Source organism: Curtobacterium sp. PhB170 (genome assembly GCF_003752345.1).
Classification (GTDB): Bacteria; Actinomycetota; Actinomycetes; order Actinomycetales; family Microbacteriaceae; genus Curtobacterium.
The window spans coordinates 18,232-43,018 of the sequence record NZ_RJUM01000010.1 but is presented as its reverse complement, the minus strand read 5'-3'; the positions used below and the strand labels follow the sequence as shown (position 1 = coordinate 43,018).

The following is a 24,787-nucleotide window of genomic DNA, read 5'->3' as shown; positions in this document are numbered from 1 at the left end:
GCCTGCGTCGCTCGCCTACTGCTCGAACGTCGCGTCGAGCGTGATCTCGACGCCGGTGAGTGCCTTGCTGACCGGGCAGGTCGCCTTGGCGTCCTCGGCGGCCTTCAGGAAGGTCGCCTCGTCGATGCCGGTGACCTCACCGTGCACGGTCAGGGCGATGCCGGTGAGCTTGAAGCCGCCAGCGGAGTCCGGGCCGAGCGAGACGTCGGCCTTGACGTCGAGGGCCTCGACCGTGCCGCCGGCCTCGCCGAGGACGGCGGAGAACTGCATGGCGTAGCAGGCCGAGTGTGCGGCGGCGATGAGCTCCTCGGGGCTGGTGCTGCCACCGGCCTCGTCAGCGGCGCGCTTCGGGAACGAGACGTCGTAGGTGCCGACCTTCGAGCTGGAGAGTTCGACCTGGCCGGAACCGTCGTTGAGGCCGCCGTTCCAGGCGGTGCGTGCGGTGCGCGTGGGCATGGCCGCTCCTTTCGTGTGGGGGATCGGACCCGAGCGGGACCGTCGCAGCCGAGTCAAGCGGAGAACGCACGTTCTCGCAACCGGCTCACGGCGAAGACGCAGGCTTCGCCGGTGTTCCGCGTGCGCGTGGTCGCGCACTTGGTGAAGTCGGGCGTACCTGGTCGGAACTTCCCACCAGGTACGCCCGATCCTTCGTGCCATCGCGGGTGCTCTGGGAAGAACCGAACGCGGGAGGCTGGGCGACAGGTGTTGCGTTCAACAACAGGTGTAGCGTGAGAGTGTTCTGAGGAGACCCACCATGCGCGCCGTCGTGTTCGAGCAGTACCAGACCTTCCCGTCCCTGACGGAGGTCCCCAAGCCCACCCCGGGTCCGGGGGAGGTGCTCCTCAAGGTCGCAGGTGCCGGTGCGTGCCACTCGGACGTCGCGGTGTACCGCGAGTTCGCCGCCGGGGCTCCGGGGTCGCAGCAGCCCCCGTTCGTCCTCGGGCACGAGAACTCCGGCTGGGTCGAGTCCGTCGGTGACGGCGTGACCGGGTTCACCGAGGGCGACGCCTACCTGGTCTACGGGCCGGTCGGCTGCGGGCACTGCTCCTACTGCTCGAAGGGGCAGGACACCTACTGCGAGAACGCCGCGACGAACCCCTACATGGGTATCGGCCTCGGGCGCGACGGCGGCATGGCGGAGTACATCAGCGTCCCCGCTCGCAACCTCGTGCCCCTCGGCGACGCCGACCCGATCGCCGCCGCACCGCTCAGCGACGCCGCACTCACGCCGTACCACGCGATCAAGAACGCGCTGCCGAACCTGGCAGGCGGTGGCAAGTACGCGCTGGTCGTCGGGCTGGGCGGCCTCGGGCAGATCGCCGTGCAGATCCTCACCGCGCTCACCGGCGCCACGGTCATCGCGACCGACGTGAAGCAGGACGCCATGGACCGCGCTGCCGCCCGTGGCGCGATCACGGTGCCCGGCGGGCCGGACCAGGCCGCTGCGATCCGCGAGGTCACCGGCGGCCGCGGGGTCGACGCCGCGTTCGACTTCGTCGGAGCGACGCCCACCATCAAGGTCGCGCAGGCGTCCATGGCCGTCGGTGGCCGGTTCACCGTCGTCGGGATCGCCGGTGGCACCACCGAGTGGAACTTCTTCCGGACGCCGTACGAGTCGACGATCACGAACACCTACTGGGGCACCATCGAGGACCTGCACGAGGTCGTCGCCATGTACCGCGCCGGGCAGATCGTCCCCGACGTCGAGCGCTACGCGCTGTCGGACGCGCTCGAGGCCTACCGGAAGCTCGAGGCCGGCGAGCTGTCGGGTCGCGCGGTGGTCGTCCCGACGCTCTGACCTCGCGGTGTCCCTGGTCGAATCGGGCGTACCTGGTCGGAAGTTCGGACCAGGTACGCCCGATTCCGCTTTCCAGCGCGAGTGTCCTGGGAAGGAACGACCCCGGGTCAGCGGCCCGCGGCGTAGCCCTGGGCACCGCGGGGGTTCGCCGCGGCGCCGAGCACCCCGGTGGCCGGGTCCCGCGTCACGCAGGACAGCCGTCCGAGCGACCAGTCGCCGGCGCGGGTGACGACGTGACCACGGGCCTCGAGTTCCGCGATGACGTCGTCGCCGAGCCGGTCCTCGACCACGAGGCCCGCCGGCTCCCACGTGCGCGGCCAGAACGACCCCGGGAACGACGTCGTGTGCAGCGCCGGGGCGTCGATCGCCTGCTGCGGGGTGTACCCACCGACGATCCACCGCAGCAGGAACAGCAGCTGCCACTGGTCCTGCTGGTCACCGCCGGGTGAGCCGACCGCGGCCACGGGGACGCCGTCACGCAGCACCAGGGTCGGCGTCAGGGTCGTGCGGGGGCGCTCGCCGGGGCGCAGCGTCGACGCCGTGCTCGGTTCGAGCCAGGTCATCTGCAGCCGGGTGCCCAGGCAGAACCCGAGCTCCGGGATCGTCGGCGACGACTGCAGCCAGCCGCCGGACGGTGTCGCGCTCACGATGTTGCCCCAGCGGTCCACGACGTCGATGTGGCAGGTGTCGCCCCGGGTCTCGCCGTCCGGCGCCACGAACGGCTCGCCGCGGTCCTCGACCGGGGCGACCGGCGCGACGGGAGCGACCGGCGCGGCCTGAGCGATCGGCGCGCGCTCGGTTTCGCGCGCGACCTGCACGGTGGGTTCACCGAGACCAGCGCCGTCGCCCGCTGAGTACGACGTCCGGGCCGGCGGCATCGCCCGCTCGACGCCCGCGATCGTGCCCGGTCGCAGCTCGGCCGAGGCCCGCTCCCCGATCAGCGCGCGCCGCTCGTCGGTGTACGCATCGGACAGCAGCACCTCGAGGGGGACGTCGCCGTCGCCGTAGAACGCCTCGCGGTCGGCCATGGCGAGCTTCTGCGCCTCGACGATGGTGTGTGCGCCGACCGACGTCGACGGGTCGAGCAGTGCGTCGTCGAGCGGTTCGAGCAGCCGCAGGGTCTGCAGGAGCGCCGGACCCTGGCCCCACGGCCCGGTCTTCGCGATCGTGCAGCCGCGGAACTCCGCCGTCGCCGCGGGCTCGTACGACGCCCGGAACGCCGCCAGGTCCGACGCCCGGACGACCCCGGCGTGGTCGGTCCCCGACGCGTGTCGGTGGGGCTCCCGCACGAAGCGGTCGATCGCCTCGGCGACGAAGCCCTCGGCCCACTCGCTCCGTGCGGCGTCGATGCGGGCGGTCCGACTGCCGGAGCCGTCACCGGCGTCGAGGAGCCGGTCGAGCACTGCAGCGAGCGCCTCGTTGCGCACCAGGTCCCCGGGGACCGGCACCGTGCCTCCCGGCAGCCACTGCGTGGCGGACGTGGGCCAGTGGTCACGGAACAGGCCCTGCACGGCGGTGATCGTCCGGACCACCCCGGCTGCGACCGGGTGGCCGTCACGGGCGTAGCCGATCGCCGGCGCGAGGACGTCCGCGAGCTCCCACGTGCCGTGGTCGCGGAGCAGCAGCAGCCACGCGTCGACGGCACCCGGGACGGTGGCGGCGAGCGCGCCGGAACCGGGGACGAGGTCGAGGCCCTCGGCACGGTAGTGCTCGGGCGTCGCACCGGCCGGTGCCGGACCCTGGCCGACGAGCACGACCGGGGTCGGGTCCGACGCCGTCGCGAACACCGCCGTCAGGTCGCCGCCCGGGCCGTTCAGGTGCGGCTCGACCACGTGCAGGGCGAACGCGCCCGCGACGGCTGCGTCGAAGGCGTTGCCGCCGCGTTCGAGCACCGACTGCGCGGTGGCGGTCGCGATCCAGTGCGTCGCGGCCGCCATGCCGAACGTGCCCTGCAGGTCCGGACGCGAGGTCTGCGTGGCGGGCGGGACGAAGGCGTGGTTCGGAGTCGGCATGCTCCCATCCTGTCCCTTGTGCTCCGACCGGCTCGGGCGCATACTGAACGCAACGGTTAATTAACCGTCCGGTTCACAGGGGAGGCACGATGGAACCCGACCACACCGACGTCGTCCTCTCGGCGCTCGCCGACCCGATCCGACGGCGCATCGTCGAGCGGCTCGGCAAGGGCGAAGCGACCGTCTCCGAGCTGTCCGAGCCCTTCGACGTCAGCGCCCCGGCGATCTCGCGGCACCTCGGCGTGCTCGAACGCGCCGGCCTCATCACGCGCGAGCGGCACGGTACGTGGCGCACGTGCCGCCTCCGGCCCGAGGCCGTCGACGAGCTCGGCACCTGGCTGGGCCGGTTGCGTCCCGACTGGGACCGCCGGTTCGACCGCCTGGAGGCCCTGCTCGCCGCCCAGCGCACGCCCGCCCCGGTGGGCAGCCCGTCCACCGCCCCACCCGCCAGTTCCGCCAGTCCCGCCTTCACCGTCGATCCGCAGGAGCAGTCATGACCGAACAGTTCACCGCCCACGCCACCCACCGCTTCGCCCACCCCGTCGCCGACGTGTACCGGGCGTTCGTCGACCCAGCGCTGCTCGCGCTCTGGTTCGGCCCCCTCGGCTTCCACGTCCCCGCCGCCACCGTCGAGGTCGACGCGCGGGTCGGTGGCGCCTGGAACCTCACGATGGTCAGCAACGACAACGTCGAGTGGTCGTCGCCCGTCACCTCGACCCTCGAGCAGATCGAGGAGAACCGGATCATCGTCGGGACCTCGACCGCGCACGGCATCCCCGGGGTCGAGGACGGCACCGCGCTGTCCCTGACGCTCGAGTTCGCCGAGGACGGCGACGGCACGATCGTCACCTTGACGCAGGGACCCTTCCCCGAGTTCATGCGCGACATGAACATCGCCGGCTGGACGCAGTCGTTCCACAAGCTCGAAGCGCTGCTGGCGACACCGAAGGAGTTCTTCCAGCAGCCCTGAGCCGACCGCGTGCCCCCGGAACTGGGGTTCTGCACGTCATGTCAAGGGGGTTGTGCCGGCTTCCCGGAAAAGCGACCATCGTTCGGTGGCGCGTAACCGGCGTGTCGCTCACGGTCGCGCAGGGGCGGGACCGGCACACCGGATCGTCTCCCTGGGCGGTCCTGAGTCAGGGGAACCATGCGCACCACCACGTCCACGGCACGTCCGGCGCGCGGGCGACTCCTCGCCTCGGTCGTCGCGATCGCGGCACTCGTCACCGGCATCGTCGCCACCGCCACACCGGCCGTCGCGGCCCCGGCCGTCCACGTCGGCACGGTCGCCGCGGGTTCGACGCTCTGGCCCGGGGACTCCGTCACCTCGAACAACGGGCAGTTCCAACTCGTCATGCAGGGCGACGGCAACCTGGTCGAGTACGGCATCGGCCGCAAGGTCCTCTGGGCGTCGAACACCTCGGGCAAGGCCGGGGCCTTCGCGCAGGTCCGGGCGAACGGCACGCTCGCCATCGTGCACAACAACGTGCGCATCGCCCTGTGGGGCGGCGCGGGGAACGTCGGCCGGAACTTCGGGGTCCGCCCCGACGGCACCATGCGCATGATCAACACCGCCAACAAGAGCGTCGTCGAGTTCCCGAACTACCAGGACAGCGTCGCAGCGGGCAACGTCATCCTGCCCGGCACCGTGCTGCGGTCCGACCGCACCGGGTCACGCACCCTCACCATGCGCGGCGACGGCGTCCTCGCGCAGGTCGTCGACGGCAAGCAGGTCTGGGCCACGAAGACGGCCGGGAACGCCGGCGCCTACGCCTCTGTCCAGTCCGACGGCAACTTCGCCGTCTACTCCGCGGCGAAGAAGTGGCTCTGGTCGAGCGCCACGAGCAAGGCCGGTGGCGGCAAGCTCATGGTGCAGGTCGACGGCAACGTCGTGCTGTACGGCAAGGCCGACACCCGTGCGTGGTCGACCCGTCCGGTCACCGGCTTGCTCTGGCCCGTCGCGAGCACGAAGATCACCGGCAGGTACGGGGACGACCGCGGTGCCGGACACGTTCCGCGCTACCACCAGGGCACCGACTCCCCGGCGGCCGTCGGCACGCCCGTGTACGCATCCGGCACCGGGACGGTCACGACCACCGTGTCGAACAACGCGTCCTACGGCAACTACGTCGTCGTGACCTACGGCAACACGACGGTGCTCACCGCGCACCTCAGCAAGATCGGCGTGAAGCAGGGGCAGATCGTGACGAAGGGCAACGAGGTCGGGAAGTCCGGCAACACCGGGCAGTCGACCGGGCCCCACGTGCACGTCGAGGTCCGGCAGGGCGGCACGCTCGTCGACCCGCTAGGGGTCCTGCACTTCCGGTGATTCGGGGCCGCGCGGAGCTTGCGCCGAGTGAGCAGAAGACGTCGAGTGGCATCACGCCACTCGACGTCTTCTGCTCACTCGATGGGGTCCCTCGCGTGAGCATGCAGGTGCTGAGCCTTCAGGTGTCTATGTTGCTTGACCTGAATGGTCAAGCGCTCTAGACATATGCTCCGAAACGACAGGCGGTGCTGAAGCGCATCAAGATCGCGGCACGCACTGCGGGCCTCGAGTACCGCGAGGTCGAGCTGACGAACCAGACCGGTGTTGTCGTCGGCAGCACTCGGAGCACGATCGGTCGGCACTCCGAGATCGCAGACGGCACGGGCCGCGCGTTCTTCAAGCAGTACGAGCAAGAGCTCGGAAAGTTGTGGTGGCGATGACCTACACGTCACGTGCACATCGTGAGGGCAGCTGGTGGATCGTGCAGAACGATCAGTTCCGCGGCGCGATCTCGCAGGTCCGCCGACTCGACCTCGCCGCTGATGCCCAGCGTGAGGCCATCGCGTTCGTCGCCGAGGTCGACCAGGACGAGATCGTGGTCGTCATCCGAGTAGAACTCGAACCGGCGCTCGCTCGGTCGCTCGACGAAGCCGTTGCACTCCGCGCCGAGGCCGAGGCCGAGGAGAAGGAAGCCAGGGCGCTGTCGCTTCGGCGGGCCGTCGCGATCTCGCTCAAGGACGACGGCATGACGCTGCGCGACATCGCGGTCGTGCTGGGGGTTTCGTACCAACGAGTGCACCAGCTGGTGCGCGAGGCGGAACCCGTGGAGCTCGTGGCGTCCTGACGCCAGCGGTCTGCGGCTGCATTGCGAGGCGTCAACGACGGTGACCTCGCGCCCGGATAGTGAAGCATCCGGGGTGTCGTTCCGGCGCAACTTTGTGCAATGCTGATGTTTTGCATGACGGTCACGACTCGCGACCCGCGAAGTGGGGTGGACGAGTCATCGATTGATGACAGTTCGTCAACTAGCGTTGGATCGATCACAGGGGAGAAACAATGGAGTTCGAAGAACGCCTCGCCGCGCTGGCGACCAAGGTGCAGAACCAGCGCGAGGCCATCCAGACCGAAGAGGCGACGAAGAACGCGTTCGTCATGCCGTTCATCTCGACGATCCTCGGGTACGACGTCTTCAACCCGTTGGAGGTCGTGCCCGAGTTCACGGCCGACGTCGGGGTGAAGCGCGGCGAGAAGGTCGACTACGCGATCATGCGCGACGGCGAGGTGCAGATCCTCATCGAGTGCAAGAAGTCGACCGAGCCGCTGAAGATCGAGCACGCTTCGCAGCTGTTCCGCTACTTCTCCGTCACGAACGCGCGGATCGCTGTCCTGACGAACGGCGAGGTCTACAACTTCTACACGGACCTCGATGCACCGAACAAGATGGACGATCGTCCGTTCCTGGTGTTGGACCTCGCCGACATCGACGAGACCCTGCTCCCCGAGCTGAGCAAGCTCACGAAGGACGTCTTCGACCTCGACTCGGTGATCAGTGCTGCTGAGGAACTGAAGTACGTCGGGTCGATCAAGCGAGCGATCGCCGCGCAGTTCCGTGAGCCGGACGAGGACTTCGTGCGTCTCTTCACGTCGCGCGTCTACGACGGTCGATTCACGCAGGAGGCGCGGGTCCAGTTCACGGCGCTCGTCACCAAGGCGTCGAAGCAATTCCTGAACGAGCAGGTCAACGATCGACTGAAGACCGCTCTCGGCGCTTCGTACAGCGCGCCCATCGGCGCGGAAGCGCCGGCGGAGGCCATGACGAGCGCAGCCGTCGCCGAAGACGACCTCGACCGTGACACCGAGATCGAGACGACGCTCGAAGAACTCGAGGGGTACCAGATCGTGAAGGCCATCGCCTGTAGCGAGGTGAAGCCGGACCGCATTGCACACCGCGACCAGAAGTCGTACTTCGCGGTGCTGCTCGACGACAACAACCGCAAGCCGATCGCGCGACTCTGGTTCAACGGCAAGAAGCAGAAGTACTTCGGCCTGTTCGACGAGGCCAAGGTCGAGACGAAGCACCCGATCGAGAACCTCGACGAGATCTACCTCCATGCCGAGGCGATCCGAGAGGCTGCGCAGCGATTCGCGAATTGATGGGCCACCGCTGTCCCGCTTGGTGAGCAGAAACGGTCGGGTCGCCTTCGGGTACCCGACCGTTTCTGCTCACGAAGTGCGGGTGGGGCGTCGCGGATACCCTTGACGGGATGACATCGCGCGGCGGGACCCGGGCAGGGGACGGGACCGACGCCGAGGCCGTGCTCGTGGCCTTCGCGCGCACGAACGGCGACGTCGCGGCAGCGCGCCGGGTCGCGCGGCGGTTCGAAGGCCTCGACGACGGCGAGCGCTCGGCTCTGCTGTGGAGCGAGGACGACGGCGCGAAGCTCATCGCCGTGCTGCTGCTGGTGCAGGCCATGCGGGCACACCCGGACCCGGAGCTGACCGACGAGTACCTGTCGGCGGCGAAGGCCGAGCGGTTCGACGACCCGGCGCTCGTCGACCTGGCAGCCGAGGAACTCGTCGGTGCGCCGCTCGTCAGCGGCTCGACCGGTCCGTTGTTCGCGCTCGTGAAGTCCGACGTGGCGATGGTGCGCCGGATCGCGGTCGTGGCGACCCTGGCGTTCGCCAAGCAGGGCGACGCCGAGGTGCCGCTCGGGATCGCCGGGCGCTTGGTGCGGGAGCGGAGCGACACCGTGCAGTCCGCGCTGGGGTGGGTCCTGCGCGAGACGGGCAAGCGCGCGTCGGAGCCGGCGCTCGTGGCGTTCCTCGAGAGGAGCGGACGGCTCCTGACGCCTGCGGCGCGCCACACGGCGACCGAGCACCTGCCGCCGGCGGATCGCGACCGCCTGCGCGGCTGAGCACGAACGACACTGGCAACCAACTGTGCAGTCGGCTCTACCGACCATGTGGTCGGTTAGGGTCTCCGGGTGACCGAAACCACCCCGAGCACCAGCACCGCCCCGATCCACCGCGCCTCCGTCCGTGAATGGGCGTCCCTCGGCGTCCTCACCCTGGCCGTGGTGCTGCTCGCGATCGACGGCACCGTGCTGGCCCTCGCCGTCCCGTCGCTGACCGCCGACCTCGACCCGACCGCGACGCAGGTGCTCTGGATCGGCGACGTCTACTCGTTCGCGCTCGCGGGGCTGCTCGTGACGATGGGCAACGTCGCCGACCGGATCGGCCGGAAGCGCCTGCTGCTCATCGGCGCGGTCGCGTTCGGCCTGGCCTCGGCCGCCGCGGCGTTCGCACAGACGCCCGAACTCCTCATCGCCGCGCGGGCACTGCTCGGCATCGCCGGAGCGACCCTGATGCCGTCGACCCTGTCGCTGGTGCGCACGATCTTCCGCGACGCCCGGCAGCGCACCACCGCGATCGCCGTGTGGTCGGCGGGTGCGACGGGTGGTGCCGCCGCCGGACCGCTCGTCGGCGGTGCGCTGCTCGAGCACTTCTGGTGGGGCTCGGTCTTCCTCATCAACATCCCCGTCATCGTCGTGATCGTCATCGCCGGAGCCATCCTGCTGCCCGAGTCGAAGGGCGGCGCGCGCACCCCGATCGACCTGCTGTCCGCCGTCCTCTCGGTGCTGGCGATCGTGCCGCTCGTGTACGCCGTGAAGCACGTCGCCGGGCACGGGTTCGACTGGACGGTGCCCCTGACGGCGCTCCTCGGCATCGGCGCCGGCTGGTGGTTCGTCCGCCGCCAGAAGCGCCTCGCGTCGCCGCTCATCGACCTGCAGCTGTTCCGGATCCCGGCATTCTCGGGCGCCGTCGTCGCGAACTCGCTGTCGGTCTTCGCACTGAGCGGCCTGCTGTTCTTCTTCTCGCAGTACCTGCAGCTGGTCCGCGGGTTCACGCCGCTGCTCGCCGGAGCGGCCGAGCTGCCGGCGACCCTGGCCTCGATCGCGGTGATCGCGATCATCGGGCTGCTGTCCCGGCGGGTCGGACCGGGTCGGTCGATCGGCCTCGGCCTGGCGGTCGCCGCCGTGGGCATGGCCGGCCTCGCGTTCGCCGAGGGGCTGCCGACGTACTGGGGCATCGCGATCTCGCTCGCCGTGGTCGGCCTGGGTGTCGGGGTCTCGATGACCCTGGCCACCGACGCTGTCGTCGCCGCGGCACCTCGGGAGCGTGCTGGTGCGGCCTCGGCCATCTCGGAGACCGGGTACGAACTGGGCGTCGCGCTCGGCATCGCGGTGCTCGGCTCGCTGCAGACCGCTTTCTACCGGTCGAACCTCGACGTCACGAGTGGCGCGGTCAGCGGCGGTGTCGGCGACCGGATCCGTGAGTCCCTGGCGTCGGCGTCCCAGGTCCTGCAAGACGGCGACCCGATCCTCGAACACGCTCGGCAGGCCTTCACCGGCGGCATGCAGCTCGCCTCGATCTGCGCGGCCGTGGCGCTCGCCGTCGCCGCCGCGGTCGCCCTCCGAGTGATCCCGAACCGGCAGGATGGACCGCATGAGCACTGAAGGTCGTCATGAGCACTGAGGGTCGTCATGAGCACTGACGGCACCCGCGATCGTGAGCGCACCCGCCAGGCGGTCCTCGAGGCCGCCGAGCGGCTGCTCGCCGAGCGCGGCACCCGGGTGAGCGTCGCCGAGATCGCGGCGGACGCCGGCGTCTCGAAGAGCGGACTGCTGCACCACTTCCCGTCGAAGGACACGCTGCTGCTCGCGGTCGTCGAGCAGGGCCTCACCACGTTCACGGACGAGGTCATGCGACACGTCGACCTGGCCGAGAACCGCCCCGGCAAGGTCCTCCGCGCCTACGTCCGGACGCTCAGCGGGGGCAGCGAGCGGGCGATGGAGGTCTTCTCACCGTCGTCGCACTGGACCGGCCTGATGGCCGTGCCGGGAGTCGAGGTCCTCGTCGCCGCCGACGCGCAGGACTGGCGCACGATCTTCGCGCGCGACGGCCTGCCGGAGGACCGAACACTCGTGGTCCGGAACGCCGCAGAGGGCCTGGCGGCGGCCATCGCGATGCCGCCCTACCTGGACGAGCGGGAGGTCGCGGTCACCCGCGACGCGCTGCTCGCCCTGGCCGAGCCCGGCTAGCGACCGAACACGTCGTCGAGCGTGAACGTCGCGAGGCGCCGCTCTTCGAGCAGCTTGCCCAGCCGTGGCAGCGCGCCGATCGTCCCCGGGAAGTTCGCGTGCCCGATGACGATGTGCGCCGGCAGGAACCACTGCTCGGCGAACCCGACGATCTGGTCGGACGAGATGTTCCCGGAATCGGCGAGCGTGCCGTACCAGAGCAGTGGTGTGGAGTACCCCACCCGAGCCGCGGCGGCGTCGACGCGGGCATCGTGGTAGCCGAAGGGCGGCCGGAAGTACGGCCGTGCATCGACGCCGAAGGTCTGCTCGATGAAGTCGTGGTTCCGGACGAGCTCGTCCTCGATGCCCTGGTCCGACAGCTTCGTCAGCGCCGGATGGTCCCAGGTGTGGTTGGCGAGTTGCACCTGCCCCGACGCGACCAGGGGGCGCAGGAGATCGGCGTGGTCGGTCCAGGACGGCCGGACGCCGTTCACGAAGAAGGTCAGACGCGTCCCGGTGTCGGCCGCGAACCGGGCGTAGGCCTCGACCACGTCCGAACTCGCACCGTCGTCGACCGTCCACGCGATGCCGGGGGTCCCCTCCGGTAATGCGGTCACCGTTCCGGCCGGCAGGGGCCGTCGTGCGATCGGCGTCGCGGTCTGCGTCGGCGTCGGTGTCGGCGTCGGTGTCGACGACGACCCCGGTGTCGTCGTCGGGCGAGCGGTCGCGGACGGTGCGGTCGCCGGCCTCCGTCCCGTCGCCGCGCACGCGGCGACGGTCGTGGCCGTGAGCAGGCCGGCGGCGCTGGCGAGCAGCGCGCGGCGGGTGGTTCGGTGGTCCATCGGTCGTATCGTCCGGGATCGTCGCCGGGGTCCGCATCGGCTCGACGAATGATCCGTGGTGGCCGATCGGCCACCACGGCCCGGGCCGTGGGTACCGTGGGGTCATGCACACCGAGGTGCCCCGGATCGACGCCGCACTCGTGGAACGACTCGTCGCGACGCAGTTCCCCGAGTGGAGCGGGCTGCCCGTGCGCGAGGTCGACCACCAGGGCTGGGACAACCGCACGTACCGACTCGGCGACGCGCTGTCCGTCCGGCTGCCGAGTGCCGCCGGCTACGTGCCCGGGGTCGAGAAGGAGCAGGACGTCCTGCCGTACCTGGCGCGCCGGTTGGACGTCGCGGTCCCCGAGCCGGTCGGCCTGGGGGCACCGGGCGAGGGGTACCCGTTCCCGTGGTCGGTCCGGCGGTGGCTCGACGGCACGGTGGCAGCGCGTGCGGTCGACCTCGACCACGAGCGCTTCGCCACCGACGTGGGCGCGGTCCTCCGGCAGCTCCGGAGCCTCCCCGCCACCGGGGGGCCGACCGCCGGCGCGCACTCGTTCCACCGCGGCGAGCACCCGTCGGTGTACGGCGCCCAGGTCGTCGCGGCACTCGACACCCTGGGGTCGGAGGTCGACCGAGCGGCGTGCGAGCATGTCTGGTCCGCGGCGACGGCGACCAGTTGGGCGCGTCCCGGCGTCTGGTTCCACGGCGACGTTGCGCCCGGCAACCTGCTCGTCGACGGCGGGGGACGGCTCAGCGCGCTGATCGACTTCGGCACCTGCGGCGTCGGGGACCCGGCGTGCGACCTGGTGCTCGCGTGGACGTTCATCGACCCGGCGGCGCGACCGGTGTTCCGCGAGGCCGTGGGGCTCGACGCCGACACCTGGGCGCGCGGGCGGGGCTGGGCGCTGTGGAAGGCGCTCATCATGCTCGCCGGCAGCGCCGGCCCGGGCGACCGCGCGGAGCACGAGCGCGTGCTCGACACGGTGCTCGCGGATCCCGTCGTCTGACCGGGCGGCGGAGCCCCGAACCGAGGTGGGGCTGTGAACGCACCACGGGGCGGGCGCGTACCGAGGAGGGAGAAGCGAGCCGCGCCTCCCGGCCGGCCCGAAGCGACCACGAGAGGAACGCGACGTGCGCGCACTGACCTGGCAGGGCACCGAGAAGGTGTCCGTCGAGACCGTCCCCGACCCGACCATCCAGGAACCGACCGACGCGATCGTGCGGATCACGTCCACGGCGATCTGCGGCTCCGACCTGCACCTGTACCGGGTCCTCGGCCCGTACATCGACAAGGGCGACGTCCTCGGCCACGAGCCCATGGGCATCGTGGAGGAGGTCGGCAGCGCCGTCACGAACCTCAAGGTCGGTGACCGGGTCGTCGTCCCCTTCAACATCTCGTGCGGCCACTGCTGGATGTGCAAGAACGGTCTGCAGTCGCAGTGCGAGACCACCCAGGTCACCGAGTACGGCTCGGGAGCGGCGCTCTTCGGCTACACGAAGATGTACGGCCAGGTCCCCGGCGGCCAGGCCGAGTACCTCCGTGTCCCGCACGCGGACTACGGGCCCATCGTGATCCCGGACGACGGCACGCCCGACGACCGGTGGCTGTTCCTCAGCGACATCCTGCCCACCGCGTGGCAGGCCGTGCAGTACGCGAACGTGCCCGAGGGCGGCACGCTCGCCGTGCTCGGGCTCGGCCCCGTCGGCCAGTTCGCCGCTCGCATCGGCAAGCACCTGGGCTACCGCGTGCTCGCCGTCGACCCCGAACAGGTCCGCCGCGACCTGGGGGCGAAGCACGGTGCCGAGGTGTTCGACCTGTCGAAGGACACCGTGCCGGAGCTCGTCGACCTGACGGGCGGCCGCGGCCCGGACGGGGTCGTCGACGCCGTCGGCATGGAGGCGCACGGCAACCCCGTCGCCGGCTTCGCCCAGCGTGCGGCCGGGCTGCTGCCCGACGCCCTGGCGCAGAAGGCGATCGAGGTCGCCGGCATCGACCGGCTCGCAGCCGTGCACGCCGCGATCGACCTGGTCCGTCGCGGCGGCACCGTCTCCCTGAGCGGCGTCTACGGCGGCATGGCCGACCCGATGCCGATGATGACGCTCTTCGACAAGCAGATCACCATCCGCGAGGGACAGTGCAACGTGAAGCACTGGATCGACGACATCATGCCGCTCGTGCAGGACCCGTCGGACCCGCTCGGCACGCTCGACCTGACCACGCACCGGGTGTCGCTCGAGGACGCCCCGCACATGTACGAGGTGTTCCAGAAGAAGCAGGACGGCTGCGTGAAGGTCGTGCTCGACCCCGCCCTGGCCGCCGCCTGATGCGGATCGTCGTCGTCGGCGGGACCGGCAACGTCGGGACGGCGGTGCTCCGTCGGCTCGCGCAGGCGCGGGTCGCCGCGCGGGCGGACGGGGGCGACGACAGCGTCGAGATCGTCGGTGTGGCGCGGCGGCTGCCGGACGTGCACGCGGAGCCGTACGGTTCCGCGGTCTGGCATGCCGTCGACATCGGCGCGTCGGACGCGGTCGGCCAGCTCACCGCGGTCTTCACCGGTGCCGACGCGGTGATACACCTGGCCTGGGCGCTGCAGCCGACGCACGACATCCCGCTGCAGTACCGGACGAACGTCACCGGCACCGCGAACGTGCTGTCGGCCGTCGCTCGAGCGGGGGTCCCGCAGGTCGTCGTCGCGTCGTCGGTCGGGACCTACCGGGGCGTCGACGCCGCGGGCAAGCGCACCCCGGTCGACGAGAGCTGGCCGACCGACGGCATCCCCACCGCGACGTACTCGATCCACAAGGCCGCGAACGAAGCGGCGATGGACGCGTTCGAGGCAGACCATCCGTCCGTGGTCGTCACGCGGCTGCGCCCGGGGTTGATCTTCCAGCGGGACGCCGCCGCCGAGATCCGCGGGCTGTTCCTCGGGCACCTCGTGCCGATGTCGATCGTGCGGTGGATCCGGTGGCTCGTGCTGCCCCTGCCGTACCCGTTCGTGTTCCAGGCGGTGCACGCCGACGACGTCGCGGACGCCTACTGGCGGACCGTCGACCAGCGGGCCGGCGGAGCGTTCAACATCGCTGCGTCGCCCGTGCTCAACCCGCCGCGGTTGGCCAGGGCCTTCGGCATGCTCGGTGCCGTCCGGATCCCGCTCGGGCTGCTGCGCGGGATCGTGACGCTGACGTGGCGGCTGCGGTTGCAGCCGACGGATGCCGGCTGGATCGACATCGCGGCCGGGGTGCCGATCATGCAGACCGACCGTGCCCGGTCGGTGCTCGGATGGGAGGCCCGGCACACCTCCGAAGACGCGTTGCGTGCGCTCGTGGCCGGGTTCGCGGACGGTGCGCACGTGGCCGCGTCGGATCCGCTGCGGGGGTAGTTGGGGCGGGGGCTGGCGGGGCGTGCCGGGTGCTTTCGGGCGTGCCGGGTGCTTTCGGGCGTACCGGGTCGGAAGTTTCGACCAGGTACGCCCGATTCCGCTTTCCATCGCGCGTGTGATGGGAAGGAACGCGCGGCGCGAGCCGAGGCCCTGCGCGGTTAGCCTGGGGCGGTGCTGCTGCCGACGGACCTGCTGGGGGAGTGGGTGCTCCGCCGGACCCTGGACGACCGGCGTGCCGGCGTGCGGGGCGTCGTCGCCGGTACCACCACGTTGACCGCGGTCGGTGCGGACGAGGTGCGCTGGGACGAAGCGGGCGTGATGACCTTCGACGGCCGGACCACCCCGGTGTCGCGGACGCTCGTCGCGCGTCGCCGCAGCACGGGGGACCCCGACGACTGGACCGTGCACTTCGCCGACGGCCGGGTGTTCCACGACTGGGTGTGGGGAGCGAGCGTCGCCCACGCCTGTGCTCCGGACGACTACACCGGGGCACTGGACGGCGACGAGCAGCGGTGGACCGTGCGCTGGGAAGCCCGGGGCCCGGCGAAGGACTACCGGCTTGACAGCGTGCTGGAGCGTCACCGGCACGCGCCAGACTGAGTCCATGGCACGTTCCTCCGGCACCGAAGCCCCGCGCATCACCCTGACCGAGCCCGTCGACCTGCAGGACTGGGTCCCCGGACCCGGCGACGTCCTGACCGGCGACCGCATCGAGGGGAAGCGCATCGGCGTGTTCGACCTGGCCGGTGAGCGGCTGCCCGATCTCGAGATCGAGGAGTGCGTCATCGACACGCTCCGGGGCGACGGCGCCGACTTCCGTGGTCTGCGGGTGCACGACTCGATCATCGACACGCTCGACGCCCCTGTGCTGCGGGCGTCGAGCAGTTCGTGGCGCGAGGTCCGGGTGTCCGGCGGTCGCATCGGCTCGGGTGAGCTGTACGACTCCGGGTTGAACGGCGTCGAGTTCGTCGGGATGAAGTTCGGGTTCGTGAACCTGCGCGGGTCGACGCTCACCGACGTGGTGTTCCGCGACTGCGTCATCGACGAGCTCGACATCGCGGACGCGAAGCTGCTCCGGGTGTCGTTCGAGGGCAGCAGCATCCGCGACGCCGAGGGGTCCAACACCCGGATCGACCACGTGGACCTGCGGGGTGCGGACCTCGACCGGGTCGAGCGTCTCGAGGGGTTCCGCGGTGCGACGATCGGCGCCGACCAGCTGTACACGCTCGCCCCGCTGCTGGCGGCGCAGGCGGGCTACCGCGTCGACTGACCGTCGGCCAGCGCGAAACTGCGCAGCAGCCCGGCGGTCAGGCGCCCGCGCGGGCACCCGCCGCGGCCAACGCCGCCGCGAGGTCCGCCTGCACCAGGTCGCCGTGGGCGGCCGCTCCCGCCTGGACCCCGGCGGCTGCGGACGCGATGACCGTCGCCATCGGGGCCGCCACGTTGCCGGCCGCGTACACACCGCGCACCGACGTCTGCCCGGCCGGGTCCACCGTCAGCGCACTCGCGTACCGGAAGTCGCCCATGAACTGGTCGGTGGCGACCAGGCCGAGCCCGGACAGGAAGTCCACGCCCGCCTCAGCGGTGCTCGCCGCGGCCAGGGCGTCGAGTTCGACGACCTCGCCGGAGCCGAGCGTGACCCCGGTCAGCGTGCCCTCTGACGACAGGACCTGCGTGACCGTGTCGTCCACGACCTCGATCCCGCGGGCCTGCAAACCGGCCAGGGCGGTGTCGTCGACGAGGGCCGGATCGGTGACGAACGCGGTCACGTGCTCGCTCAACGCCCGGAACATCAGCGCGTGGTGCACGCCGTTCGGTGTCGTCACGAGCACGCCGATGCGCTGGTCGCGGATCTCCCAGCCGTGGCAGAACGGGCAGTGCACGACCCCGCGCCCCCACTGCTCGGCGAGGCCCGGCACCTGCGGCAGGACGTCCACGGCGCCGGAGGCGACGACGAGCCTGCGGGCGGTGACGACCGTGCCGGAGTCCAGCGTGACCGAGAAGCCGACCGGGTCGGTGCCGTCACCCGTCGTGGCGGACGCGGCCACGATCCTCCCGGCCGTCACCTCGACGCCGTAGGCGGCAACCTCGTCGCGCCCGATCGCGGACAGCTCGGCGGGGGCGATGCCCTCGCGTCCGAGGTAGTTGTGGGCGCCGGCCGACGGCGCGTTGCGGGGCTCGCCCGCGTCGACGACGAGGACGGAGCGGCGGGAGCGCCCGAGGACGAGGGCGGCGGAGAGGCCGGCGGCTGCTCCGCCGATGACGATGACGTCGTAGTGATCAGGCATGCAAGGAGCATGCGGCCGTTGGGTCACGGACAGCAAGGAACCTTGCTGATGTGGCAACCTGGGCAGCATGTCCCACGGCCCGCAGGAACCAGTCGCCCCCCGCACGACCGCCCAGGTCGTCGACGGGGTGGGTCCGCGGTTGCGCGCGCTCCGTGCCCACCGGGACGTCACGCTCGCCGCCCTGTCCGAGGAGACCGGGGTGTCGGTGAGCACGCTCTCGCGGCTCGAGTCGGGGCAGCGCAAGCCGACCCTCGAACTGCTGCTCCCACTGGCGCGGGCGTACCAGGTGCCGCTCGACGACCTGGTCGGAGCGCCCCAGACCGGAGACCCCCGGGTGCACATGAAGCCCGAGGTGCACGGCGGCCGGGTCGTCGTGCCGCTGACGAAGCGCACCGGCGGCGTGCGGTCGTTCAAGCAGCTGTTCCCACCGAACACACCGGGCGGCGAACCGTCGCTCAAGACGCACGAGGGCTACGAGTGGCTCTACGTGCTGTCCGGCCGCCTGCGCCTGGTGCTCGGCGAACACGACCTCGACCTCGGGCCGGGTGAGGTCGCCGAGTTCGACACCCACACCCCGCACTGGATGGGCAACGTCACCGATTCGGTGACCGAGGTGCTGTGCCTGTACGGGCCCCAGGGGGAGCGGGCGCACGTGCGGTCGAGACCGACGCGCTGACCGCCCGGTCTACGCCGCGAAGACGTGGTCCACGACGTCGTCGAGGAGCCCAGAGGTCTCGATGTTCGACTGCTGGATGTGGATGCCGATGTCACCCCGCGTGAAGTAGGTGTCCCCGTCGGTCACGGGGTACTGCTCGTTCTTCGACACCTTCTGGCACTGGTAGCCGTCGGCCTGGTCAGCGCAGTCGTAGCCGTCCGCCGAGAGTTTCTCCAGCTCCGTGCTCGCCGTCGCCGCGTCGACCGTGTCGACCGCGATCGACAGGTACGAGATGTCGGCCTGCGGTTCCCGCCACACGCAGTACAGAGGCTTGCCGTCGGCCTGCAGGACGGGGGTGAGGGCGCTCTTCGGGATCGCGATCGGGTCGCCGACGACCGACGGGTCGTTCAGCGGGGCCGAGGCGAAGGCCTCGTCCCACTCGCCAGGGGTGATGAGGTCCGTGCAAGCGGCCGGCACCGTGCCGGCGTCGTCGGTCACGGGGGCGGTGGTGCCGGTGCTACTCGGGCTGGCGCTCGGTGTGCCGGTGCTCTCCGCCATCGTCGCGGACGGCGTGCTCGGCCCCGCTGGTGCGCTCTGGGCGCAGCCCGACAGGGCGAGTCCGATCGCCAGTGCCGCCGTCAGCGTCGCCGTGATCCCGGATGTCGTCGTGCGCGCTGACCGCCGCATCGTTCCCCCTCGTTCGTCGTGCGGACGTGCCCGCGCGATCGAACGTAGGCGGACGTGCTGACGGCGTCCGCAAGCGTCACCGTTCCGTGACCCCGTCAGCGTGTGCGCCACCCGCGACGCACCCGCAGCCCCGCGCGCACCCGGCGCGCCCACCGACGCACCGGGTTGGCCCGCCGGCCGTTCACGCGGAACGTGTGGAAGGCGCGTCGCGTCCGCAGCAGGGCGGACGGGAGGCCCGACAACGGTCGCGCGGACACCTGCACCGTGAGCACGGGGTCGGCCACCACCCGCCAGGCCGGGTCGAGCTGCATGCTCAGGTCGACGTCGTCGTGCACCTCGGGGTCCTCGCGGTGCGCTCGGGTGCGGACCGCGTCCCAGGTCCAGCGCCGCATCGCCATCGCGGACCCGAACAGCGGTGGGCGACCGAGCGCGGCCCACATGAGCGCGAAGTACGGCCGCATGTAGACGGCGTCCCACAGCCGGCCGATCAGTGGCCCGCCGTCGCGCGGACACCCGGGCCCGGTCACCGCGACGACCGTCGGATCGGCCAACAGCCGCACCGCGTCGGCGATCCACCCCGGCGGCGGGACGGAGTCGGCGTCGAGCCGGACGAGGACGTCCCCGGAGGCCCGGTCGTAGCCGCGCGCCGAGGCCCGGGCGATGCCACGGATGCGTTCGGTGAGCACGATCGCCCCCGCTGCCTGGGCGACCTCGGCGCTGTCGTCCCGGCTGCCGTTGTCGACCACGACGACCTCGTCGGCGAGCAGTGTCTGCACCGCGAGGGCGTCGAGGCAGCGTCGCAGGTGCGCAGCGTCGTCGCGCACGGGGATGACGACGGAGACGCGGACCATCCTCCGATCCAACCGGAGGTCCGCTGTGCGGCCACGCGGTAGCGTTCCGGGCATGGACCGGACCGACGAACTCGCCGTGGAGCTCCGGCACGCGATCGGTCGCGTCGTGCGCGCTGCGAAGCGGGAGGCGGACTCGCTGCCGACCGCCCACGCGACGACCCTCGGGTTCCTCGAGCGCGAGGGGCCGATGCCGATCGCCGAGCTGGCACGTCGCCGGGCGGTGAAGCACCAGGGGCAGTCGCGCACGGTGGGGGAGCTCGCCGACCTCGGGTACGTCGAGCGGACGACGTCGGACACCGACCGTCGCGTGTCGGTCATCCGCATCTCCGACACCGGCAGCGAGGTCCTCCGCCGGGACATGACGGCGCGCGCCGACTGGTTGGCGACGGCGATCCGCGAGGAACTGGACGACGAGGAACGCGCGGCCCTCGAGCGCCTGCCCGGCATCTTCGAACGGTTGGCCCGGCGCGCCGACTGAGTGCTCCCTCACCCGGATCGGACACCAGAAATACAACACAGTTGTAGTGTTGTCGGCATGGAGCTGACGAAGTACACCCACGCCACCGTCGTCCTCGAGCAGGACGGCACCACCCTCGTCATCGACCCGGGTACCTTCACGCCCGAGGCTGCTGATCTTGCCGGCGCTGCCGCCGCGGTCCTCATCACCCACGAGCACGCCGACCACTTCGACGTCGACGCTGTCCGTGGCGGGCTCGACGCGAACCCAACGCTCGTGGTCCGCGGGCCGGCGGCGATCGTCGAGCAGCTGGGTGACCACGACGGCCGTGTCGCTGCGGTCGGTGCCGGTGATGCGTTCGAGGTCGGGCCGTTCTCCGTACAGGTCTTCGGCGAGGAGCACGCCGTCATCCACCGCGACATCCCGACGATCGCGAACGTCGGGTACCTGGTCAACGGTGCCGTCTTCCACCCGGGCGACGCCTACCTCGAGCCAGGTGTCCCCGTGCAGACGCTGCTCCTGCCGACCAGCGGTCCGTGGACGAGCACCGCTGCCGCGGTCGACTACGTCCGGTCGGTGGCGCCGGAGCGTGCCGTGCAGATCCACGAGGCGATGCTGAGCGACCTCGGCCAGCAGTCCACCGCGCGGTTCCTCGGCTCGGACGGTCTCGGACCGGTGCCGGTCCTGATCCTGCCCGCGGGGGGATCGATCACCGTCTGACGGACGCGACCGTGCTCCTGGGAGGCGATCCGCGCCTCCCGGGCAGCATGGAGGGATGTCCGACGCTCCCTCGACCGCAGTCCTCTTCGACATCGACGGCACGCTCGTCGACTCGAACTACGCCAACATCGATGCCTGGTGGCGCGCTGCCCGCGCAGCGGGTGAGTCCGTCGACGCCTGGCGGATCCACCGCGCGATCGGCATGGACTCCGCGAAGCTGCTCGAGACGCTGCTGCCGGACGCGTCCGACGAGACGCGCGACACCGTCAAGCAGTTCCACACCGCCTACTTCGCCGAGCACATGCCGCAGCTGCGGCTGCTGCCGGGCGCCCGTGACCTGCTCCGTGCGGTCGCCGAGGCCGGGCACGCCGTCGTCCTGGCGACGAGTGCGCCGGAGCACGAACTGACGCGGCTGCGTGAACTGCTCGACGCCGAGGAGTGGCTCACCGCCGTGACGAGCTCCGAGGACGTCGAGCAGGCGAAGCCGGACCCCGGGATCATCCAGGTGGCGCTCGACCGGGCCGGTGTGCGTGCGGACGCTGCCGTGATGGTCGGTGATGCGATGTGGGACGTCGAATCGGCCGGACGCGTCGGGGTGACGTGTGTCGCGGTGATGACCGGCGGCATCGGCGGCGACGAACTCCGCGGCGCCGGCGCTGCCGAGGTCCACGACGACGCCGCTGCCCTGCTCGCCGCGCTGCGGTCCGGGGACGGCGCGATCGCGGCGCTGGACGGGCGCGCGTGAGCGTGCACCGCCGCCGGCATCCGTGACAGGATCGTCGACCGTGATCACGATCGAACGCGTGTCCTGGGACGACCCCCGATCCGTGGTGCTCCGCGCCCGCATGGACGACGAGATGCACGAACGCTACGGCTCGTCGAACGGCGACGAGGACCCGGCGATCACGGCCGAGCGGAGCCGCGCGCTGTCCGTCGACCCGTCGACCGTCGTCGCCTCGGTCCTCGCCCTCGACGAGGCCGGGCAGGCCGTCGGGCACATCGCGATCCGGCGTCTCGGCGACGAGGTCGAGCTCAAGCGGCTGATCGTGCTGACGTCGGCCCGCGGCAAGGGTGCCGCCACCGCACTGCTCGACGAGTGCGAGCGCATCGGCCGCGAGCTCGGCGCGCCCCGGCTCATCCTGCAGACCGGTGACAAGCAGCCTGACGCGGTCGCCCTGTACGAGAAGACCGGGTGGAGCCTGATCCCGGTCTACGCGCCGTACGCGGCGACGATGCCGTGGTCGTTCTGCTTCGAGAAAGCGCTCTGAGCGTTCCGACCCGTATTGCACTCTCAGTCAGATAGTGCAATTCTTGCTCGGTGAACACCACCGAACGCACCCGCGAGCTGCGCCGACGCATGATCGTCGAAGCGCGCCGGGCGACGGTCGAGCACGGGTTGAGCGGCTTCACGATCGAGCAGCTCTGCGAGATCGTCGGGGTGTCACGGCGCACGTTCTTCAACCACTTCGCGTCGAAGGACGACGCCGTGCTCGGCATCGAGCTGCACGCCGACGTCGAGGCGATCGACGAGTACGCCGCGGGCGGCGTCGTCCCGACCGACCTCGATCCGCTCGACTCGATCGTCGCCCTGGCGATCGACCAGCTCCGCCGCTACGGCATCGACCGGTCGGACGAGGTCCTGGTGCGCCGGGTCTTCGAGCGGGAGCCGGCGCTCGTCGCGCGGTTCCTGTCGGCGACCGACGTGCAGCTCGCCCGGATCACCGCGGCGCTGCGACAGCGGTTCGGCTGGTCGGATCCGTCCGACCGCCGTGCGCGCTTGGTCACCGAAGCGGCCGCGGCGCTGGCGAAGGTCACCGCCGAGACCTACTTCGACGACGCCTTCGACGAGACCACCGGCCCGCCGTTCGACGAGCTGCTCACCCAGAACCTCCGCCTGATGAGGGCGGCCATCACCACCGGACAGGACTCCACACCATGAGCGCAACCGCGCCGGGCACCACCAAGCGTGCCCGCCCCGGCACCGACGGACCGCTGCTGCTGACACAGCGCCGGATCTGGATCATCTTCTCCGCGCTCATCGCGGGGATGCTGCTCTCCAGCCTCGACCAGACCATCGTCTCGACGGCGATGCCCACCATCGTCGGCGAACTCGGCGGCGTCGCGCACCAGGCATGGCTGACGACCGGGTACCTGCTCGCCTCGACCATCGTGATGCCCGTCTACGGCAAGTTCGGTGACGTCCTCGGCCGCCGCAACCTGTTCCTCATCGCGATCGCCCTGTTCACCATCGCGTCGGCCGGGTGTGCCTTCGCCGGCGACTTCACGCAGCTCGTGGTGTTCCGCGCGATGCAGGGGCTCGGCGGTGGCGGTCTGATGATCCTGTCGCAGGCGATCATCGCCGACATCGTGCCCGCCTCGCAGCGTGGCAAGTACCTCGGCCCGCTCGGTGCGATCTTCGGCCTGTCCGCGATCGGCGGCCCGCTCCTCGGCGGCTTCTTCGTCGACCACCTCACCTGGAACTGGGCGTTCTACATCAACATCCCGGTCGGCATCGCGGCGTTCTTCGTGGCGTGGTTCGCGCTGACCCTGCCGAACAAGAAGGCGACGAAGCGCATCGACGTGCTCGGCGTGCTCTTCATGTCCGCCGCGACCACCTGCCTGGTGTTCTTCTCGGAGTTCGGCGGCAGCAAGGACCACGGCTGGGACGCACCCGAGACCTGGGCCTGGTTCGCCGGGCTCGTCGTCTCCGCCGCGCTCCTCGTGCTCGTCGAGTCGCGTGCGCAGGACCCGGTCCTGCCGCTGTCGTTCTTCAAGAACCGCACGTTCCTGCTCGCGACCGGCATCGGCCTGGTGCTCGGCATCGGCATGTTCGCGGCGATCGGCTTCGTCCCGACGTTCCTGCAGATGGCATCAGGCACCTCGGCCGCCGTTTCGGGTCTGCTGATGCTGCCGATGATGGTCGGCCTGATCGGGACCTCGATCGCGTCCGGCAACCTGATCACGAAGACCGGTCGCTACCGGATGTTCCCGATCATCGGCACGGTCCTGGTCGCCATCGCGATGCTCGCGATGACCCAGCTCGCCGCGGCCACCCCGATCTGGCTGATCTGCGCCTACCTGTTCGTCTTCGGCGCAGGGCTCGGACTGATCATGCAGGTGGTCGTCCTGGTCGCGCAGAACGCCGTGCCGGCCGAACAGGTGGGCACCGCGACCTCGACGAACAACTACTTCCGCGAGGTCGGCGCCTCCCTCGGGACCGCCGTGTTCGGTGCGCTGTTCACGGCCCGGCTCACGACGTCGCTCACCGACGTGTTCACCGGTGCCGGCGGCTCGGCGACCGATGCGGCGTCGTCGGCGGGCAGCATCGACCCGGCGACCGTGGCGAAGCTGCCCGAGGCGGTGCAGGACGGCATCGTGAACGCGTACGCCGACTCGCTGGCGCCCGTGTTCTGGTACCTGCTGCCCTTCATCGCGGTGGCGTTCCTGCTCGCCCTGTTCCTGCCGCAGATCACGCTCTCCGACACGGCCGGCATGGTCGCCCGTGGCGAGGCCGTCGGTGGCGACGAGGCCGACGAGCTCGAGCGTGCGCAGCGTTCGGGCCGGGCGGAGTCCGTGTCGTCGGGTGGTGAGACGCCGGCGTTCCGCCGGGACGCCTCCGACTGAGCGAGACGCCGCCCGATCCGGCGGCGTCCTGCGGGCCGCGGGGCGCGCTGTGGAGACGACGGCGTGCTGACGGGAGGCGCGGTGCCAGCTGGTACCGCGCCTCCCGTCCGTCGTCCGGTCGCGCTCACTGCCGCGGCC

At 71.1% G+C, this 24,787-nt stretch carries 28 protein-coding genes; 22 read left to right on the top strand and 6 right to left on the bottom strand.

The features are described 5' to 3' along the window. Positions 1-15 precede the first annotated feature (15 nt). Entirely contained in the window at positions 16-456 is a 441-nt protein-coding gene (locus EDF40_RS07955) for an OsmC family protein (protein ID WP_123339114.1), read from the bottom strand. A 298-nt stretch (positions 457-754) separates the two neighbouring features. Here EDF40_RS07955 and EDF40_RS07950 point away from each other — a divergent pair, with 298 nt between their 5' ends. Then, positions 755-1,798, top strand: coding sequence for an NAD(P)-dependent alcohol dehydrogenase (locus tag EDF40_RS07950; protein WP_123339113.1), 1,044 nt, complete (start codon positions 755-757; stop codon positions 1,796-1,798). Positions 1,799-1,905: 107 nt separating this feature from the next. On the opposite strand, the gene EDF40_RS07945 is transcribed toward EDF40_RS07950, so the two are convergent. Then, positions 1,906-3,810 (bottom strand): gamma-glutamyltransferase family protein, encoded by a 1,905-nt coding sequence (locus tag EDF40_RS07945; RefSeq protein ID WP_123339112.1) that lies wholly within the window; start codon positions 3,808-3,810, stop codon positions 1,906-1,908. Between the two features lie 89 nt (positions 3,811-3,899). Here EDF40_RS07945 and EDF40_RS07940 point away from each other — a divergent pair, with 89 nt between their 5' ends. The 9 genes from EDF40_RS07940 to EDF40_RS07900 all read left to right on the top strand — a co-directional run bounded on the left by EDF40_RS07940 (position 3,900) and on the right by EDF40_RS07900 (position 11,181). After that, positions 3,900-4,307 (top strand): helix-turn-helix transcriptional regulator, encoded by a 408-nt coding sequence (locus EDF40_RS07940; protein ID WP_123339111.1) that lies wholly within the window; start codon positions 3,900-3,902, stop codon positions 4,305-4,307. Beyond that, positions 4,304-4,780, top strand: coding sequence for an SRPBCC domain-containing protein (locus EDF40_RS07935; RefSeq protein WP_123339110.1), 477 nt, complete (start codon positions 4,304-4,306; stop codon positions 4,778-4,780). Before EDF40_RS07940 ends, EDF40_RS07935 begins: the two co-directional genes overlap by 4 nt. 177 nt (positions 4,781-4,957) lie before the next feature. After that, positions 4,958-6,139, top strand: a complete 1,182-nt coding sequence (locus EDF40_RS07930) for a peptidoglycan DD-metalloendopeptidase family protein (RefSeq protein WP_123339109.1) — start codon at positions 4,958-4,960, stop codon at positions 6,137-6,139. A 185-nt stretch (positions 6,140-6,324) separates the two neighbouring features. Continuing rightward, the gene (locus EDF40_RS07925; RefSeq protein ID WP_123339108.1) at positions 6,325-6,519 is read left to right on the top strand and encodes a ribonuclease PH; all 195 of its coding nucleotides are present in this window, start codon (positions 6,325-6,327) and stop codon (positions 6,517-6,519) included. Next, positions 6,516-6,923, top strand: coding sequence for a sigma factor-like helix-turn-helix DNA-binding protein (locus tag EDF40_RS07920; protein ID WP_148053803.1), 408 nt, complete (start codon positions 6,516-6,518; stop codon positions 6,921-6,923). The genes EDF40_RS07925 and EDF40_RS07920 overlap by 4 nt, the downstream gene beginning before the upstream one ends. Positions 6,924-7,135: 212 nt before the next feature. Continuing rightward, a complete protein-coding gene (locus EDF40_RS07915; RefSeq protein ID WP_123339106.1) occupies positions 7,136-8,233 on the top strand; it encodes a type I restriction endonuclease in 1,098 nt (365 codons plus the stop codon). Between the two features lie 110 nt (positions 8,234-8,343). Further along, the gene (locus EDF40_RS07910) at positions 8,344-8,994 is read left to right on the top strand and encodes a DNA alkylation repair protein (RefSeq protein WP_123339105.1); all 651 of its coding nucleotides are present in this window, start codon (positions 8,344-8,346) and stop codon (positions 8,992-8,994) included. A gap of 69 nt (positions 8,995-9,063) precedes the next feature. Continuing rightward, entirely contained in the window at positions 9,064-10,596 is a 1,533-nt protein-coding gene (locus tag EDF40_RS07905) for an MFS transporter (RefSeq protein ID WP_221180453.1), read from the top strand. Positions 10,597-10,623: 27 nt separating this feature from the next. Continuing rightward, entirely contained in the window at positions 10,624-11,181 is a 558-nt protein-coding gene (locus EDF40_RS07900) for a TetR/AcrR family transcriptional regulator (RefSeq protein WP_123339104.1), read from the top strand. Here the strand turns inward: EDF40_RS07900 and EDF40_RS07895 are convergent. After that, positions 11,178-12,002 (bottom strand): polysaccharide deacetylase family protein, encoded by an 825-nt coding sequence (locus EDF40_RS07895; protein WP_221180452.1) that lies wholly within the window; start codon positions 12,000-12,002, stop codon positions 11,178-11,180. The genes EDF40_RS07900 and EDF40_RS07895 overlap by 4 nt on opposite strands. Positions 12,003-12,106: 104 nt before the next feature. On the opposite strand from EDF40_RS07895, the gene EDF40_RS07890 reads away from it, so the two are divergent. The 5 genes from EDF40_RS07890 (at position 12,107) to EDF40_RS07870 (ending at position 16,637) form a co-directional block, all read left to right on the top strand. After that, entirely contained in the window at positions 12,107-12,994 is an 888-nt protein-coding gene (locus EDF40_RS07890; RefSeq protein ID WP_123339103.1) for an aminoglycoside phosphotransferase family protein, read from the top strand. A gap of 124 nt (positions 12,995-13,118) precedes the next feature. Then, entirely contained in the window at positions 13,119-14,312 is a 1,194-nt protein-coding gene (locus EDF40_RS07885) for a zinc-dependent alcohol dehydrogenase (protein ID WP_123339102.1), read from the top strand. Continuing rightward, entirely contained in the window at positions 14,312-15,367 is a 1,056-nt protein-coding gene (locus EDF40_RS07880) for an NAD-dependent epimerase/dehydratase family protein (RefSeq protein ID WP_123339101.1), read from the top strand. The genes EDF40_RS07885 and EDF40_RS07880 overlap by 1 nt, the downstream gene beginning before the upstream one ends. 171 nt (positions 15,368-15,538) lie before the next feature. Beyond that, on the top strand, positions 15,539-15,967 hold the full coding sequence (locus EDF40_RS07875) for a DUF6314 family protein (protein WP_123339100.1): 429 nt from the start codon (positions 15,539-15,541) through the stop codon (positions 15,965-15,967). A gap of 4 nt (positions 15,968-15,971) precedes the next feature. Then, the gene (locus EDF40_RS07870) at positions 15,972-16,637 is read left to right on the top strand and encodes a pentapeptide repeat-containing protein (RefSeq protein WP_123339099.1); all 666 of its coding nucleotides are present in this window, start codon (positions 15,972-15,974) and stop codon (positions 16,635-16,637) included. 37 nt (positions 16,638-16,674) lie between these two features. On the opposite strand, the gene EDF40_RS07865 is transcribed toward EDF40_RS07870, so the two are convergent. Beyond that, positions 16,675-17,655 (bottom strand): NAD(P)/FAD-dependent oxidoreductase, encoded by a 981-nt coding sequence (locus EDF40_RS07865; RefSeq protein WP_123339098.1) that lies wholly within the window; start codon positions 17,653-17,655, stop codon positions 16,675-16,677. 67 nt (positions 17,656-17,722) lie between these two features. Between EDF40_RS07865 and EDF40_RS07860 the strand changes: the two genes are divergently transcribed. Next, a complete protein-coding gene (locus EDF40_RS07860; RefSeq protein WP_123339097.1) occupies positions 17,723-18,331 on the top strand; it encodes a helix-turn-helix domain-containing protein in 609 nt (202 codons plus the stop codon). 9 nt (positions 18,332-18,340) lie between these two features. Here EDF40_RS07860 and EDF40_RS07855 read toward each other — a convergent pair whose 3' ends face one another. Continuing rightward, complete coding sequence (locus tag EDF40_RS07855) at positions 18,341-18,997, bottom strand: hypothetical protein (RefSeq protein WP_123339096.1); 657 nt, start codon at positions 18,995-18,997, stop codon at positions 18,341-18,343. 95 nt (positions 18,998-19,092) lie between these two features. Next, positions 19,093-19,848 carry a glycosyltransferase family 2 protein gene (locus EDF40_RS07850; protein ID WP_123339095.1) on the bottom strand — a complete coding sequence of 252 codons (756 nt, stop codon included), beginning with the start codon at positions 19,846-19,848 and terminating at the stop codon, positions 19,093-19,095. Between the two features lie 52 nt (positions 19,849-19,900). On the opposite strand from EDF40_RS07850, the gene EDF40_RS07845 reads away from it, so the two are divergent. The 6 genes from EDF40_RS07845 to EDF40_RS07820 are packed head-to-tail and all read left to right on the top strand — an operon-like array spanning position 19,901 to position 24,649. After that, positions 19,901-20,326, top strand: coding sequence for a MarR family winged helix-turn-helix transcriptional regulator (locus tag EDF40_RS07845; RefSeq protein WP_123339094.1), 426 nt, complete (start codon positions 19,901-19,903; stop codon positions 20,324-20,326). A gap of 57 nt (positions 20,327-20,383) precedes the next feature. Then, entirely contained in the window at positions 20,384-21,025 is a 642-nt protein-coding gene (locus EDF40_RS07840; protein ID WP_123339093.1) for an MBL fold metallo-hydrolase, read from the top strand. A gap of 55 nt (positions 21,026-21,080) precedes the next feature. Beyond that, entirely contained in the window at positions 21,081-21,770 is a 690-nt protein-coding gene (locus tag EDF40_RS07835; protein WP_123339092.1) for an HAD family hydrolase, read from the top strand. Between the two features lie 40 nt (positions 21,771-21,810). Continuing rightward, complete coding sequence (locus EDF40_RS07830) at positions 21,811-22,293, top strand: GNAT family N-acetyltransferase (protein ID WP_260212608.1); 483 nt, start codon at positions 21,811-21,813, stop codon at positions 22,291-22,293. A 50-nt stretch (positions 22,294-22,343) separates the two neighbouring features. Further along, on the top strand, positions 22,344-22,964 hold the full coding sequence (locus EDF40_RS07825; RefSeq protein ID WP_260212607.1) for a TetR/AcrR family transcriptional regulator: 621 nt from the start codon (positions 22,344-22,346) through the stop codon (positions 22,962-22,964). Further along, positions 22,961-24,649, top strand: a complete 1,689-nt coding sequence (locus EDF40_RS07820; RefSeq protein WP_123339090.1) for an MDR family MFS transporter — start codon at positions 22,961-22,963, stop codon at positions 24,647-24,649. The genes EDF40_RS07825 and EDF40_RS07820 overlap by 4 nt, the downstream gene beginning before the upstream one ends. Positions 24,650-24,787: the final 138 nt, after the last annotated feature.